Origin of the sequence: Flavobacterium sp. NLM (assembly GCF_002210235.1) — a bacterium.
GTDB classification, from domain to species: Bacteria; Bacteroidota; Bacteroidia; order Flavobacteriales; family Flavobacteriaceae; genus Flavobacterium; species Flavobacterium panici.
The window spans coordinates 1-16,274 of sequence record NZ_LIAC01000013.1; the positions used below are offsets into that span (position 1 = coordinate 1).

A 16,274-nucleotide genomic window follows, 5' to 3' on the forward strand; every position below is an offset into this window, starting at 1 on the left:
GTCAAAAGTCGAAAGACTTTACAACTTTAAGACTTGTGACTTTAGACTAACAACCTTAAGGTGGTTATTGCGGCGGGGCTCACCTCTTCCCATCCCGAACAGAGTAGTTAAGCCCGCCTGCGCAGATGGTACTGCAGTATTGTGGGAGAGTATGTCGTCGCCTTTCTTTTGAAAACCCTGTTTCCAAGAAACGGGGTTTTTTATTCTAAATTTTACTTATTAGTTTAAGTAAATAAGGTACCTTAGCTCAGATGGTAGAGCAATGGACTGAAAATCCATGTGTCCCTGGTTCGATCCCTGGAGGTACCACATAATGCTCGGATGGTGAAATTGGTAGACACGCTGGACTTAAAATCCAGTGAACAGCAATGTTCGTGCGGGTTCAAGTCCCGCTCTGAGTACTAAAAACTTCAATTGGCTTTGCTAATTGAAGTTTTTTTTTGCCATAAAACGTATTTTAGTAGTAAATTTTATACTTTTACTTTAATGTTTTTACCTTATAATTAAACTATGCAAAATATTTTTCAAAGAGAAGACTGTGATCAATTTATAAGCCGCATTAATCAGCTTAAAATAGATTCACAACCACTTTGGGCTAAAATGTCTGTTGATCAAATGCTGGCGCATTGCAATGTAACGTATGAAATGGTTTATGACAATATTCATGCTAAACCAAATGTCTTTATAAGATTAATTCTAAAGTTATTAGCTAAAAATGCAATTGTAAGTGAAAAGCCTTATGCAAGAAATATTCATACAGCTCCACAATTTATTATTGCCGGAGATCGTGATTTTCAACTGGAAAAAAGCAGATTGATCTCTTATATTCTAAAAACACAGGAATTAGGTGAAAGTGAATTTCAGGGAAAAGAATCTCTTTCTTTAGGAAAATTAACTACAAAAGAATGGAATAATATGTTTGCGAAACATTTAGACCATCATTTATCTCAGTTTGGCGTTTAATTTAAAATTATGATATGAGAGTTTATTTTATTCTATTTTTTTTGCTTTTAGGATTATCATCCAATGCACAGAAACAAGAAGTTCAAAAAGCTATTGAAATATTCTTTGAAGGATTTCATCAAAAAGATTCTGTGAAAATAAAAACCGTTTGTGCGGATAAAATGATTTTGCAATCGATTAGTGAGAGTTCAGTAAAAGGAAACAAATTATCGAATGAAAGTGCAGATGAATTCTATAAATCTATTGCTATGATTCCGTCAACAATGAAATTTCAGGAGAAAATTTTGAATTATAATATTCAAATTGATGGTACTATGGCTCATGTTTGGGCACCGTATGAGTTTTATTTAAACGATAAATTGAGTCATACCGGAGTAAATACTTTCACATTATTTAAAGAAAAAGATTCCTGGAAAATCATTTACCTAATTGATACCCGAAGAAAATAATTTAGTTTTTAAGAACTACAGTGTTGTAATACAGACAGATATCTGTTAAAAGGCATTCTTCACATTTAGGTTTTGGTCTGCAGATTTCGCGTCCTAAAAAAGAAATCGCCATTCCAATTTCTGACCATATACTTTTTGGTAAAACTTCCATCAAGTCTTTTTCTGCTTTATTTCCGTCTTTGGCTTCTTTTATTATGCCAATTCTGGGCGCAACTCTTATTACGTGTAAATCAGCAATAATTCCTTCTGCAGGTTTATTTGTTTCTCTTAAAATCACATTTGCAGATTTTCTTCCAATGCCTTTCAAAGCAGTCAATTCGGACATTGTTAAAGGAATATCTTTATCATTTTGAATTGTTTTGGCTATTTCCAAAAGCCAATTAGCTTTAGTGGCATGATTACGAACCTTGCTTATATAAGGAATAAAAGTTTCGAAATCGGTTTTTGATAAACTTGTAAGAGTTGGATATTTTTCAAATAAAGCTGGAGCAATGTTATTAATATTGGCATCAGAATCCTGAGCAGATAAAACAACCATAACCAAAAGCTGATAAGTGTTTTGATAATCTAAAGGATGTTTTTTGTCTTTATATTTTTTTAAAATTGGTTTTAATTTAGTTTCCCAATCCATTGTTTCTCCAAATAAATCCATTTTTATTATTCTTTAGTGTTTGATATTGAAATAGTTATATATAAAGTTAACTATTTTTAATGAATTCTAAAGTTTTTTTAATAACAGTTTGATTTCCAAGTATCTTTCGGTGGCCTAATCGGTTAAAAATAAGGATCCGTTTTGAAGATTTTCATGAATATGAATTCCAGCTTTAACAGGAACTTCCGGATCATCGTTATCATGAATTACTAATACAGGAATTTCGATTTTTTTGGCAGCTTTATAAGCCGAAAAATCATCCATTTTTAATTGATATTTATCTTCAAAAAATAGTCTTAAACGATCGCTAAATTCCTTTTTAAGTTTTAATTTAAAAATAAATTCATCTAAAATATCCTGTACAATATCTCCGCTTCCAATTATAACGGCTTTATTTACTTGTAAACCATCTTTAATGGCATTTAATACAGACATTCCGCCTAATGAATGTCCAATTGCAAATTCAAAAGGACCAAATTCTTTTTCAATTTCCAGAATAGAAGCAATAAATTCAGACATTATGGTTGTTTTTCCTTCTGATTTTCCATGTGCAGGCGCATCAAAACTTACAGTGGAAAAACCATTTTTCAAAAGCTCATCGGCTATTTTAAATAACTGGGTTCCTCTGCCTGACCAGCCATGAACAAGTAAAACTTTACGTTCACTTTGGCCATATTGATAAGTCACAACATTTTATTAATAGCAGAAACGTGAACAACTTTTTGAATGCTTTTGTTGTCCATTTCAAGTTCACGTTTGGGAACCTTATGTTTTATAGGCGTTGTAAATAGCCTCGCTGCAAATTTAGTTGCTAACTTAGTGGATACAAATGCGCAAATTTTGGCAGATAGTATAATTATCTGTGGAATTTTTAATGATTTAGTAGGATTAATTGCCTTTTTTGCCATTTCAATAAATCTGATTTTTAAGCAGTACTTTGCCTATTTTTTTGCTAAATTTAAAAAAAGATAAAAATAGCATATTAATGATTGTTTCTTGAAAAATAATCACAAATTAATTTCTGAAATGGAGATATTTCATATTAGTGCAGAATGTTATCCAATGGCAAAAGTCGGCGGTTTGGCTGATGTAGTTGGTGCTTTACCCAAGTATCAGGAAAACGCAGGACATAACGTTAGAGTTGTTGTTCCCGCTTATGATACAAAATTTAGAAATGAAAATAATTTTGACTGTGTGCATTGGGGAACAGTTAAATTAGGAAATTTCAATTTCCCTTTTAGTGTTTTGAAAGAGAGCACAGATAAATTAGGCTACGAATTATATCTCATTGAAATCAATGAATTATTTAATCGTCCGAATGTATATGGTTATGAAGATGATATTGAACGTTTCTTATCTTTTCAAATTGCAGTTTTAGATTGGATTATCGCCCGAAATAAAATTCCGGATATAATTAATTGTCACGATCATCATACAGGATTAATTCCGTTTCTGCTTCAATTTGCTTATAAATATGAAACATTAAAGGACGTTAAAACTGTTATAACAATTCATAATGGTTTATATCAGGGCTGGTTTGGTTTTGATAAATTGTATTATCTGCCAGAATTTGATTTAAAACATGTTGGATTTTTAGAATGGAGTAATTCGATTAATTCATTGGCAGTTGCTGTAAAATGTGCGAACGCTGTAACAACAGTTTCTCCGAGCTATTTAAATGAAATTAATTATAGCGCAAATGGTTTAGAATCCTTGTTTCAATCTGTTAGAAATAAATCTAAAGGAATTTTAAACGGGATTGACATCGAAGTCTGGAATCCGTTAAAAGATCAAATGATTGCTGAAAATTATTCGATAGAAAACTTTGAAATTGGAAAACAGAAAAATAAAGAAAAATTATGCGACCAATTTGATTTAGATCCTTCAAAGCCATTATTTAGTTTTATAGGGCGTTTGTTTGAAGAAAAGGGAGGAGATTTACTACCTCAGGCTTCGGCACTTGCATTATCAGAACATTTTGAAGAGATCAATATTTTAATTTTAGGTTCGGGAAATGCTGAAATTGAATCGCAGTTAACCCAATTGCGTAATGATTATAAAGGAAATTACAATGTTTTTATTGGTTATAATGAAGAATTAGCGCATTTGATTTACGCAGGTTCAGATTATATTTTAATGCCTTCACGAGTAGAACCTTGTGGTTTAAACCAAATGTATGCCATGCGTTATGGAACAATTCCTATTGTTAGGAGAACCGGAGGTTTAAGAGATACAGTTATTGATTTTGGCGATGAAGGAAACGGAATCTGCCATGATCAGGCTTCCGTTGGGGATATTTGTTATTCTATAAATCGTGCGTTTAAATTGTACGATGACAAAATAAATTTTAATACCGTTTTAAGAAGAGGAATGGCTGCAGACCATTCCTGGGAAAGTGTTTGCCAAGAATATATCGAGATATACAACCTAATAATTGAGAAAAATGAAATTTAAAAAGAAAAATGTAGTTGCTATTATTTTAGGAGGAGGACAAGGATCGCGTTTGTTTCCATTAACAGAAACGAGATCAAAACCGGCTGTTCCAATTGGAGGAAAATATCGTTTGGTCGATATTCCAATTTCTAATTGTATCAATTCTGATATTTTTAAAATATTTGTTTTGACACAGTTCAACTCCGCATCTTTAAATGCGCATATCAAAAACACTTTCAATTTTAGTATTTTCAGTCAGTCATTTGTTGATATTTTAGCGGCAGAACAAACTCCGGATAATCCAACTTGGTTTCAGGGTACGGCAGATGCTGTTAGACAATGTATGTCACATTTTTTGAAACACGATTTTGATCACGCTTTAATTCTTTCGGGCGATCAATTGTATCAAATGGATTTTAATGAAATGCTCGAAGCACATATTGCTGCTGATGCGGAAATTTCGATTGCAACTTTACCTGTAAATGCTAAAGATGCACCAGAATTCGGGATTCTTAAAACTGATCATGAAAATAATATTCATGCTTTTATAGAAAAACCAAATGCTTCATTGTTGCCTGAATGGGAATCTGAAGTGAGCGAGCATATGCAGGAAAAAGGTAAAAAATACCTTGCTTCAATGGGAATTTATATTTTTAATAAACCATTGTTAGAAGAATTAATGGCGAATCAGGAGACAAAAGATTTTGGAAAAGAAATCATTCCGCAAGCCGTTGGAAAACATAAAATTCTGAGTTATCAATATGAAGGATATTGGACAGATATTGGAAACATCGAGTCATTTTTTGAAGCCAATATTGGTTTAACGGCTGATATTCCGGAGTTTAATTTGTTTGATAACGAAAACAAAATCTTTACAAGACCAAGATTATTACCGCCATCAAAATTTAGAAATTCAATTATTAATCAATCTTTGATTTCTGAAGGCTGTATCATTAATGCAAAAGAAATTAAAAGTTCGGTGATTGGAATTCGTTCAAGAGTAGGCGTTGGAACCGTATTAGAAAACTGTTATGTTATGGGGAACGATTTTTATCAGGATCTTGACGAAATGAATCATGAAAGCAGTATCAATAAAATTCATGTTGGTATTGGTGAAAATTGTTTTATCAAAAATGCCTTAGTGGATAAAAATGTTCGAATTGGAAATAATGTTCATATTAACGGCGGAAAACATTTAGACAATTTTACGAATGAATTATACAGTATAAAAGACGGAATTGTTGTGATTAAAAAAGGAGTTACATTATCGGATAACTTTAGAATTGAATAAAATTTGAAAAATTCCAATAAAAAAAAATCCAAATTCCAATTTTAAATTATTGCCTTAAAAACCAAATATGACTAAAGTAATCACACATTCTCTATTTACTGATTTTGATATAGATTTATTCAAAGCGGGAAAACACTTCAAATTATATGAAAAATTAGGAGCGCATTTAATTGAAGTTAATGGAGTTAAAGGTGTTTATTTTGCCGTTTGGGCACCTACAGCACATTCTGTTTCGGTTGTTGGCGATTTTAATTACTGGAATCAGGGAGAACACCTTTTAAATGTTCGCTGGGATTCTTCGGGAATTTGGGAAGGATTTATTCCAGATATTTCAAAAGGAGCTCTTTATAAATATAAAATTCAATCGAATATTGAAGGAATTGTAACCGAAAAAGCAGACCCTTTTGCTTTATATTGTGAAAAACCTCCACATACCGCTTCTGTAGTCTGGGATTTAGATTATAAATGGAAAGATGAAAACTGGATGCAGAACCGTAAGGATAATAATGCTTTAGACAAACCTTATTCTGTTTACGAAGTTCATTTGGGTTCCTGGAAACGAGCAGAACATAATCGCTTTTTAAGTTATTTAGAACTGGCAGATGATTTGGTGAAATACGTTAAAGAAACCGGTTTTACACACGTAGAATTTATGCCTATTATGGAATATCCTTATGATCCTTCATGGGGTTATCAGTTAACAGGATATTTTGCGCCGACTTCACGTTTTGGAAAACCTCAGGATTTTATGGTTTTGGTGGATAGACTGCATCAGGAAGGAATTGGCGTAATTTTAGACTGGGTTCCGTCGCATTTTCCAGATGATGCACATGGTTTAGGATATTTTGATGGATCACATTTATACGAACATCCGGATCGTAGAAAAGGATATCACCCGGATTGGAAAAGCTTGGTTTTTAATTATGGAAGAAATGAAGTCCGCGCTTTTTTAATTAGTAACGCTGTTTTTTGGCTCCAAAATTATCATGTTGACGGATTAAGAGTTGATGCTGTAGCTTCAATGTTATATCTCGATTATTCCAGAAAAGAAGGTGAATGGGAAGCTAATATTTTTGGCGGAAGAGAAAATTTAGACAGTATAAGTTTTCTTAAAGAATTTAATGAAGTTATCTATGCTAATTTTGATGGAGTTCAAACTATTGCAGAAGAGAGTACTTCGTTTCCGATGGTTTCAAGACCAACATTTACAGGCGGATTAGGTTTCGGAATGAAATGGATGATGGGCTGGATGCACGATACTTTAAAATATTTTCAAAAAGAAACCGTTTATCGAAAATACCATCAAAACGATTTGACCTTTTCGATGACGTATGCTTTTACGGAGAACTTTATGCTTCCGTTTTCTCATGATGAAGTAGTTTACGGCAAAAAATCCCTTATTTATAAAATGCCTGGCGATGAATGGCAGCGATTTGCCAATTTGAGATTATTATATGGATATATGTTTACGCATCCCGGAACTAAATTACTGTTTCAGGGAGCTGAATTTGGTCAAACTGGCGAATGGAATTTCGAACAAAGTTTAGACTGGCATTTATTGCAATTTGATTTTCATTCGGGAATAAAAAGATTAATTACAGATTTAAATCAATTGTATAAATCTCGTCCAGCATTGTATGAAAAGCAATTTACGGGAGAAGGTTTTGAATGGATAAATTATTCAGATCATCAAAATGCGGTTTTATCTTATATCCGAAAAGGAAATAATGCAGATGAAAATGTAATTGTAGTTTGTAATTTCACGCAAGTAGTACGGGAAAATTATAGAATTGGGATTCCGAAAAAAGGTCAGTTAGAAGAAATTTTTAATAGCGATGCTGTAATTTATGGCGGAGGCGGCGTTGGAAACGGGAAATCATTAAAAATTGAGTTAACGCCTTATGACGGAAGGGATTTTTCTGTCGAATTAATTTTACCGCCATTAAGCGTAACCGTTTATTCTTTCGTTTAAATAAAATCTGACAAATATTTTAAGCGGTATTGTTTTGTCATTTTATCGTTTTTAAATTATCGAATTGTTGGTTTTTTGAACTCTAATTTAAGACTCAGTCAGAAAAAACGTTTTCGTGAATAAACCTTTTATTCATAGCCCTTTACTAACTTTTTTTGTATGTTTGAAATAGAGATTATTGTTATAATTAATTCATTGGCGATATGATTACAAACACATCATTAGAATACAAAGGCGATTTATATCCATCAAAGATAGTTTCGTACGAGCATGAAGGAGATTCTATTTTTTTCAATACAGATAATAAAGTAATCTTAAAAGTCACTGTTCTTAGAGACAGTTTAATTCGATTTCGCTTTACTACAAAAGGATATTTCAGCAATGATTTTTCGTATGCAATAGACAAAAGCCAGCTTCACGGCTATAATTTTTTGGAACTTACAGAAGAAGAAACCTATTTCCAGATCAGAACCAGCAAAGTAAAATGTAAAATTCAAAAGGCAGATCTTCGTGTTTGGATTTACGATTTAAACGATTTCCTGATTCTGGAAGATGAACTTGGTTTTCATTGGGAAGAAAGCTATGAATATGGCGGAAATATTGTAAAAATGAGTAAATCTTCTAAAGACGGTGAATGTTTTTACGGTCTTGGAGATAAAGCCACTCAAATGAATTTAAAAGGCAAAAGAGTCGAAAATTTTGCTACAGATCAATACGCTTATCAAAAAGAACAAGATCCTCTTTATAAAGTAGTTCCATTTTATATTGGTTTACATAACAAACAATCTTACGGTATTTTCTTTGATAATACCTTTAGAACTTTTTTTGATTTTTGTCAGGAAAGAAGAAATGTAACGAGTTATTGGGCAGAAGGAGGAGAAATGAATTATTATTTCATTTACGGCCCTCAAATGCAGGATGTTGTAACAACTTATACTGATTTAACTGGAAAACCGGAATTACCGCCGCTTTGGGTTTTAGGATATCACCAATGTAAATGGAGTTATTATCCTGAAAGTAAAGTCAAAGAAATCACTTCAAAATTTAGAGAACTTAAAATTCCGTGTGATGCCATTTATCTGGACATTGATTATATGGAAGGATTTCGATGTTTTACCTGGAATAAAAACTATTTTCCAGACCCAAAAAGAATGGTCGCTGAATTAGCTGAAGATGGTTTTAAAACCGTTGTAATCATCGATCCGGGAATTAAAATCGATAAAGATTACTGGGTTTATAAAGAAGCTTTAGAAAAAGATTATTTCTGCAAAAGAGCCGACGGACCTTATATGAAAGGAAAAGTCTGGCCGGGAGAATGTAATTTTCCAGATTATACAAATCCCGCAGTTAGAGAATGGTGGGCTGGTTTATTTAAAGAATTAGTTTCAGAAATAGGAGTAAAAGGAGTTTGGAATGATATGAATGAACCTGCCGTAATGGAGGTTCCAAATAAAACTTTCCCGATGGATGTTCGTCACTTTTACGACGGAAATCCTTGCAGTCATAGAAAAGCGCATAATATTTATGGAACACAAATGGCAAGAGCCACATATCATGGCGTAAAACGATTTGCTTATCCAAAACGTCCTTTTGTTATTACAAGATCGGCTTATTCTGGTGCACAGCGTTATACATCTTCCTGGACAGGAGATAACGTAGCAACTTGGGAACATTTGTGGATTGCAAATATTCAGGTGCAAAGAATGTCAATTTCAGGAATGGGATTCACAGGTTCAGATATCGGCGGATTTGCAGAACAGCCAACAGGCGAATTATACGCACGCTGGATTCAGTTAGGTGTTTTTCATCCGTTTTGCAGAACGCATTCTTCTGGAGATCACGGAAACCAGGAACCTTGGGCTTTTGACGAAGAAGTAATTAATATTACGAGAAAATTTGTCAGCCTTCGTTATCAATTATTGCCTTACTTATATACCATGTTTTGGCAGTATATAGAAGAAGGACTTCCTATGTTGAAACCTTTGGTTTATTACGATCAAGAAGATACACAAACGCATTATCGTAATGATGAATTCATCTTTGGAAATCAAATTTTAGTATGTCCAATACTTGAACCTAATGCTGTAGGTAGACGTATGTATATTCCAAGAGGTGAGTGGTATAACTATTGGACAAATGAATTATTTATTGGTGGAAAAGAAATCTGGGTTGATACTAAATTTGATGAAATTCCGGTTTTCGTAAAAGCGGGTGCGATCATTCCAAAATATCCGGTGCAGCAATACGTTGGTGAATTAGAATTTGATGAATTAACGCTGGATGTTTACTATAAAAATGGTAAAGAACAATCTGGAGTTTATGAAGATGCTCAGGATGGTTACGATTATAAAAAAGGCCGTTACAGCCATTTATCATTAAGATCAATTGGAAAAGAAAAAGAATTAATTATTCAGCTTCATAAAGAAGGAAAATACGATACGCCATACAGCAAGTATAAAATTAATTTAATTGGACTTCCTTTTAAAGTAACGGAGATTGAAATCGACAACGAAAAAATAGAATTTGATAAAATTAGCTTCGAATCAAACAATTTTTTAATTGTTGATAAAGAGTTTAATGAGCTTCATATTATAGGTGAATAAGTAAAATTCTGATAGCAATTGAAATAATTGTGTAAGATTTTAAGTAATATTAATTGTATTTTTGTGTATGTTTAAATCTTTAAAATCATGAAAAAACATTTAATTTCAGGCCTTTTTGCAGTTGTTTTGGTATGCAGCTGTGCAACGAATCCTATAACTGGAAAACAAAATTTAAATTTTGTTTCAAATAGTGAATTATTTCCATCTTCTTTTCAGCAATACAGCCAGTTTTTATCTGAAAATAAAGTAATAACAGGAACTGCAGACGCAAAACGCGTAGAAACTGTTGGATTTAAAATAAAAGCTGCGGCCGAAAAATATTTAGCCTATTTAGGACAATCACAATATCTAAAAGATTATCGCTGGGAATACAAACTTGTTGATAATAAAGAAGTCAATGCCTGGTGTTTACCTGGAGGAAAAATTGTAGTTTATTCAGGAATATTACCAGTGACACAAAACGAATCTGGTTTAGCAACGGTAATGGGGCATGAAGTTTCACACGCATTAGCTAATCATGGAGCGCAAAGAATGTCGGCGGCGCAATTACAGCAAATTGGCGGCGCGGCTTTAGGAGCAGCAACAAGCGGAAAATCTGAAGCAACACAGCAAATTTTTGCACAAGCTTATGGAATTGGATCCGAAGTAGGAGTAATGCTGCCATTTAGCAGAAGTAACGAAAGCGAAGCTGATAAAATAGGATTAACTTTAATGGCTATTGCCGGATATAATCCAGATGATGCTGTTGCGTTCTGGACCAGAATGTCGGCTAAATCAGGAGGTTCAGGAATACCGGAATTTATGAGCACGCACCCGTCTGATGCTACGAGAATTGCCAATATAAAATCATTAATTCCCGAAGCTAAAGCGATTGCACTTAAAGTTGGTACAATTAAATAAGATACTATTTCAAAAAATATAAAGATAGGCTGCTCAAAAGTTGGAGCAGCCTTTTTTATTTTATATATTTCTCTGTTCCATAGCAACATTTCATCGGTAGAGAATTATATTATTATCATTGTTTACGTTCCGTAGGAACGTTTGATTTTGAAATCGTTTTTTAATAATCAAATAATCAAATGTTCCAATGGAACATATATACAGCGGATCATTATTTTTTCTACCAATGAAACATTCCTAACGGAATGAACAAAATAATTATAGTAAATGAGTTTCCTTTGACTTTTAAGACAACTTTTTTTATGCTCTAAATTCTTTATAATTTAATAATGCATGAATTCGATAATTTATATTTGATTATCATAAAAATTGGATAAATTCGTAGCGCAATAACAAAACCATTTCTATGAAAAACCTACAAAAAGGAGATAAGAAATTATTAAATGCCTGGGCATTTTATGATTGGGCAAATTCAGTTTATACACTTACGATTGCATCGGCAGTATTTCCAATTTTTTACGAAGCTTTATTTGCGAAAACAAACAATCATTATATTGATGTTTTCGGACTTCATTTAAAAAACTCTGCCCTAATTAGCTTTATAACTGCTGCGGCATTTTTAGTCGTTTCTTTTATTTCACCATTATTATCAGGAATTGCTGATTATGTGGGGAATAAAAAATCCTTTATGAAATTTTTCTGTTATTTAGGAGCGCTTTCGTGTATGGGATTATATTGGTTTGATCTCGCAAATATTTATGTTGGATTGGCTTTTTATTTTCTTGGATTATTAGGGTATTGGGGAAGTTTGGTTTTCTATAATTCATATCTTCCGGATATTGCTTTTGAAGAACAGCAGGACAGAATTAGCGCAAAAGGATATTCTTTAGGATATATAGGAAGCGTTATTTTGCTGATTATCAATTTAGCAATGATAATGAAACCAGACTGGTTTAATATTTCTGGTCCAGAACCGGCAATGAAAGCAATGCGCTATTCTTTTATAATGGTAGGAGTTTGGTGGATTTTATTTAGCCAATACACGTATTATTATTTGCCAAAAGGAAGTAAAGAAACAACTCAAAAATTAACTAAAGATGTTTTCTTTAATGGATTCAAAGAACTTAAAAAGGTTTGGGCTTCCTTGCAGAATATTATTGCTTTAAAACGTTATTTAGGTGGCTTTTTTGTTTCTAGTATGGCAGTACAGACTGTGATGCTGGTTGCAACTTATTTTGGAGCTCAGGAAATTCAATGGTCATCGCCTGAAGAAAGTCAAAAAGGATTGATTATCTGTATTTTGCTAATTCAATTAGTTGCCGTTGTTGGTGCTGTTTTAACTTCAAGAGCTTCTGAAAAATTTGGAAATATACCAACATTGATTTTTATTAATGCAATTTGGGCAGTATTTTGTGCTTTGGCTTATTTCATCACATTGCCAGTTCATTTTTATGTTATGGCTACAGTTGCCGGATTTGTAATGGGTGGAATTCAGGCTTTATCACGTTCTACGTATTCAAAATTATTGCCTGAAACAGAAGATACAGCATCATTCTTTAGCTTTTATGATGTTGCAGAAAAAATAGGAATTGTAATAGGAATGTGTGTATACGGAATTATCGATCAAATAACAGGAAGTCCGCGTGCGGCAATTGTTATTTTGGCAGTATTCTTTGTTACTTCTATTTTTCTATTAAGAAGGGTTCCAAAAAAGACAGTTTAAAAAAGTTTTTTAAAATTATATTTAAAAGCCGGACATTGATTTTAAATCATTTGTCCGGCTTTTTTATTTTATAAGATTAAGTCTAATTTTTGATAATAAATAAAAGCTCAATAATAAACAAGAAGCTGTTCTGTTATTTGATAGATGATAAAAGTAAATTTATTATTGAGCTTTTCTATAAAAATTAGGCTTTAGTAATGTTTCCTGAGCCCGAAACTTTTACATCGCGTTTTTCAGGATTTCCTGCATATTTAATGTTTCCAGAACCTGAAACTCTTGCAGTTAATTTTTCATTGCAGGTAACTTTACTATTTCCTGAGCCCGAAACATTTACATCTACATTTTTAGATTTCAAACTTCCTGCATCAATATCTCCAGAACCTGAAAGTTTTGTTGTGAAATTGTCGGCAGTTCCTTTTAGGTTTACATTTCCTGAACCGCTCAAATTAAGTTCGAATTCATTTGAATCAATTGCTAAATTAAAGTTTCCTGACCCAGATAGTTTAGCTTGAAGTTTGTCACTTTTAATAGCATCTTTAGACTGAATATTTCCTGATCCTGACAATGCTATGTTAGAGATTTTTTCAAACGGAACGGTGATTTGTATGTATTTTCCGCTGCTTGGTCGAATGTTTTTGAATGATTCAATATAAATTTTTAAAGTATTGTCTTCTACTTCTACTTTAATGGATGACAGTAAGTTTTCTTCTCCTTTAATGGTAATTTTCCCTTCTTTTCCGGCAACAAGGTTTACATCAAAAAAGCCCGAAATTTTAATACCGTCATAATCTCCTGTAGTTCTGGTTTCAGTTACAACTTTACCGTTTCCTTTAATTTTATTTTGAGCGTTTGCATTAAAACTCAAAAGAAATACTGCACAAACAAATAATAGAATTGATTTTTTCATAGTCTTGATTTTTTTAGATGATTAATTTTTTAATACTGACACGCTGCCGTAATTTGTAGTGATGTTGATTTTATTTTGTCCTTTTTTCTTGTAAAAACCGCTTATTCTTTTGGTATTGCTTTTAATTTCAGAAACCGAAATATCTAAAGCACTGTCAGGTTTAATATTGCTGTATCGTCCAGATATATCAAAATCAAAGGCATAGTTGGGATCAAATCCAAGTGATACATCTGTATATCCTGAATTTATGCTCACATTTCCAGCTTTTTCACTAATGTTTTTTACACTGATTTTGCTGTAATTGGTATCGAAATTAAAACTGCTTGAAATTTCTCCAATCAAAATGGTTAAATAATTTCCGGAACCTGATAATGAATTGATTTTCTGAAATTTAAAAGTACCGTAATTACAGCTGTATTTAATATTCTGACCATCATTTAAGGTAACATCAGTATAATTGGCATCAAGGTTAAGATTTCCCGAATCATTAATTTTTAGACCCGAATATCTGGCATCAATATTTCCGTTTTTAATATACTCAATACTTGAATTTTGACAGTATGCAATTTCAATTCGGTTGCTTGAACCGTTTAATCTCCCTAATATTGTTTTTCCGTATTTACAGCTAATATCCGTTGTCGATTCTAAATTAAGCGTTGTAATGTTTCCATATTTGTTAACCAGCTTTACTGAACCATTTTTAGGAATTTTAATAACATAATTAATTTCAAAACTGTTATTGCTTCCTTTACTTTTAAAAGTCGAGTTTCCAATATTAGTTATCGCAGTTACTAAGCTTTTCAGCGCTGTAATTTCAATGTCAATACTGTTTAGTTTTTCGTTTACCCAGTTTTCGTTTGTACCGTTAACTTTAATGGTAATGTCAAGATCAATTTTATCTTCATCCCAGGTCGATACTGTGATGTTTCCATATTTGTTATCAATATCAATTCCTGCATTAGAGTTGACGATATAGGTTTTTTTGATACTTTTTTCTTTGGTAATAAAAGTATCATCATTTGAAAATCCTAAAAAAGGAATAAACAGCAATAGGATTAGTAAATTATAATGTTTTTTCATTAGATGTGTTTTTTAAATTTTCGTTTTCTTCAATTCGCTTTAAAACCGTTTGCAAAAAGGAAATTCTCGTTTGCAGGTTGCTTATCATCGCGTAAATAATTTGTTTGTTTTCCCCGTTTTTCTGAACCTCTTTAATGATTTTTTCATAATCGGCATCAAACACTTTCATTTGTTTTAATGCATCATTTATAATCTGTTCATTTTCCGGTGAATTCTTTTCCTTTAATTTAACTAGCTCATTCTCGATCAAAATATTAAAGATAGAATCAGTGCGTTTGGTTTCCTGCGATGCAAATTTAAGTTCCTTTGGTTTTTCATTATTATTGTAAAATAGTGACACACCCAAAAGCACAGCAATTGATGCAGCAATGGCCCAGCCGGCATAATTCTTTTTTCGTGGCTTTTTGTTATTCAATTTGTCTAAAAAATCAATTTGATGATCCGGATTCATTTCATGAATATCCCATTGATTTTCAAACTTGTTAAATAATTGATCTAAATCGTCATTTTCCTTTTTCATATCTCCTCTAATTTTTTTCGTAAACTTTCTTTGGCGCGGCTTAAAGTGGTTCTGCAGTTGGCGTAGCTGATATTCAATATTTCGCAGATTTCTTCCTGATCATAGCCTTCAATATAAAAGAGCGTCAAAACCATTCTGTAATTGTCTTTCAGGCCCGAAATGGTATCTAAAACCTGTTTCACTTTAAGTGAATTCAAGTCAATACTTTCAGACAATATAGAATCGTTTTCTTCTATTTTAAAAAGCGTTTTGTTCAGGTCTTCCATCTGGAAAGCATTGTTTTTCTTATAAAAATCAATACTATAATTAATGATGATTTTTTTAAGCCACGCACCAAACGCAACTTCCTGCTTATAATCGTTAATTTTTGTAAAAGCTTTCAAAAAACCTTCCTGCATGACGTCTTGTGCAAAATGCTCGTCTTTTACAATTCTGTAAGCCACGTTGTACATAGCTTTACAATAACGATTGTAAACTTCGAATTGAGCCTTTTGGTTATTGTTTTTACAAAGCGCGATTAATTCTTCGATATTTTGATTTGTTATACTCAAGTAATGGTTGCTAGTTTTTTATAATGACTTTGCTTTTTTTAATATGTTACACTTTTTATAAAATTAATTTTAATTTTTTTAGAAATAGATGAAATTAAGGGCTAAAACTAAATTTCAAACGTCACTATTTTGCATTTGGCATAATGATTGTCTATTTTTATGGCCTATCTTGTAAATGAAACACTTAATTGAAACAGCAGCTTTTAAGGCCGTGTTTACAAATAGTATTA

General features: G+C 32.3%; 13 protein-coding genes, 2 tRNA genes, 1 rRNA gene and 1 pseudogene. 11 read left to right on the top strand and 6 right to left on the bottom strand.

Annotation, left to right across the window (positions count from 1 at the left end; all coding sequences use genetic code 11):
* The first annotated feature begins 56 nt into the window (after window positions 1-56).
* From rrf to APR43_RS15785, 5 genes are all read left to right on the top strand, one after another.
* Window positions 57-166 (top strand): 5S ribosomal RNA (gene rrf / locus APR43_RS15765).
* Between the two features lie 70 nt (window positions 167-236).
* Window positions 237-309 (top strand) — tRNA-Phe (locus APR43_RS15770).
* Between the two features lie 6 nt (window positions 310-315).
* Window positions 316-401 (top strand) — tRNA-Leu (locus APR43_RS15775).
* Window positions 402-510: 109 nt separating this feature from the next.
* The gene (locus tag APR43_RS15780; RefSeq protein ID WP_053474209.1) at window positions 511-963 is read left to right on the top strand and encodes a DUF1569 domain-containing protein; all 453 of its coding nucleotides are present in this window, start codon (window positions 511-513) and stop codon (window positions 961-963) included.
* Window positions 964-977: 14 nt separating this feature from the next.
* Complete coding sequence (locus APR43_RS15785) at window positions 978-1,412, top strand: nuclear transport factor 2 family protein (protein ID WP_053474208.1); 435 nt, start codon at window positions 978-980, stop codon at window positions 1,410-1,412.
* A 1-nt stretch (window position 1,413) separates the two neighbouring features.
* Here APR43_RS15785 and APR43_RS15790 read toward each other — a convergent pair whose 3' ends face one another.
* Window positions 1,414-2,064 carry an endonuclease III domain-containing protein gene (locus APR43_RS15790; protein WP_053474207.1) on the bottom strand — a complete coding sequence of 217 codons (651 nt, stop codon included), beginning with the start codon at window positions 2,062-2,064 and terminating at the stop codon, window positions 1,414-1,416.
* Between the two features lie 46 nt (window positions 2,065-2,110).
* A pseudogene (locus APR43_RS15795) lies at window positions 2,111-2,972 on the bottom strand (alpha/beta hydrolase).
* A gap of 118 nt (window positions 2,973-3,090) precedes the next feature.
* On the opposite strand from APR43_RS15795, the gene APR43_RS15800 reads away from it, so the two are divergent.
* The 6 genes from APR43_RS15800 to APR43_RS15825 all read left to right on the top strand — a co-directional run bounded on the left by APR43_RS15800 (window position 3,091) and on the right by APR43_RS15825 (window position 12,986).
* Complete coding sequence (locus APR43_RS15800) at window positions 3,091-4,518, top strand: glycogen synthase (protein WP_053474211.1); 1,428 nt, start codon at window positions 3,091-3,093, stop codon at window positions 4,516-4,518.
* Window positions 4,508-5,788: a glucose-1-phosphate adenylyltransferase gene (locus APR43_RS15805; protein ID WP_053474210.1), complete on the top strand. Its 1,281-nt coding sequence runs from the start codon at window positions 4,508-4,510 to the stop codon at window positions 5,786-5,788. Before APR43_RS15800 ends, APR43_RS15805 begins: the two co-directional genes overlap by 11 nt.
* A 67-nt stretch (window positions 5,789-5,855) precedes the next feature.
* Window positions 5,856-7,760, top strand: coding sequence for a 1,4-alpha-glucan branching protein GlgB (gene glgB, locus APR43_RS15810; RefSeq protein WP_053474206.1), 1,905 nt, complete (start codon window positions 5,856-5,858; stop codon window positions 7,758-7,760).
* A gap of 203 nt (window positions 7,761-7,963) precedes the next feature.
* Complete coding sequence (locus tag APR43_RS15815) at window positions 7,964-10,363, top strand: glycoside hydrolase family 31 protein (RefSeq protein WP_053474205.1); 2,400 nt, start codon at window positions 7,964-7,966, stop codon at window positions 10,361-10,363.
* Between the two features lie 87 nt (window positions 10,364-10,450).
* On the top strand, window positions 10,451-11,263 hold the full coding sequence (locus APR43_RS15820; protein ID WP_053474204.1) for a M48 family metallopeptidase: 813 nt from the start codon (window positions 10,451-10,453) through the stop codon (window positions 11,261-11,263).
* Window positions 11,264-11,669: 406 nt separating this feature from the next.
* Window positions 11,670-12,986 carry an MFS transporter gene (locus APR43_RS15825; protein ID WP_053474203.1) on the top strand — a complete coding sequence of 439 codons (1,317 nt, stop codon included), beginning with the start codon at window positions 11,670-11,672 and terminating at the stop codon, window positions 12,984-12,986.
* Between the two features lie 184 nt (window positions 12,987-13,170).
* Here APR43_RS15825 and APR43_RS15830 read toward each other — a convergent pair whose 3' ends face one another.
* From APR43_RS15830 to APR43_RS15845, 4 genes are read right to left on the bottom strand one after another with little or no spacing between them, the layout of a single operon-like run.
* Window positions 13,171-13,893, bottom strand: a complete 723-nt coding sequence (locus APR43_RS15830) for a head GIN domain-containing protein (RefSeq protein WP_053474202.1) — start codon at window positions 13,891-13,893, stop codon at window positions 13,171-13,173.
* Between the two features lie 21 nt (window positions 13,894-13,914).
* Window positions 13,915-14,973, bottom strand: coding sequence for a hypothetical protein (locus APR43_RS15835; RefSeq protein WP_053474201.1), 1,059 nt, complete (start codon window positions 14,971-14,973; stop codon window positions 13,915-13,917).
* Window positions 14,957-15,493 carry a hypothetical protein gene (locus tag APR43_RS15840; RefSeq protein WP_053474200.1) on the bottom strand — a complete coding sequence of 179 codons (537 nt, stop codon included), beginning with the start codon at window positions 15,491-15,493 and terminating at the stop codon, window positions 14,957-14,959. Before APR43_RS15840 ends, APR43_RS15835 begins: the two co-directional genes overlap by 17 nt.
* Window positions 15,490-16,044, bottom strand: a complete 555-nt coding sequence (locus APR43_RS15845) for an RNA polymerase sigma factor (protein WP_053474199.1) — start codon at window positions 16,042-16,044, stop codon at window positions 15,490-15,492. Before APR43_RS15845 ends, APR43_RS15840 begins: the two co-directional genes overlap by 4 nt.
* Between the last annotated feature and the right edge of the window lie 230 nt (window positions 16,045-16,274).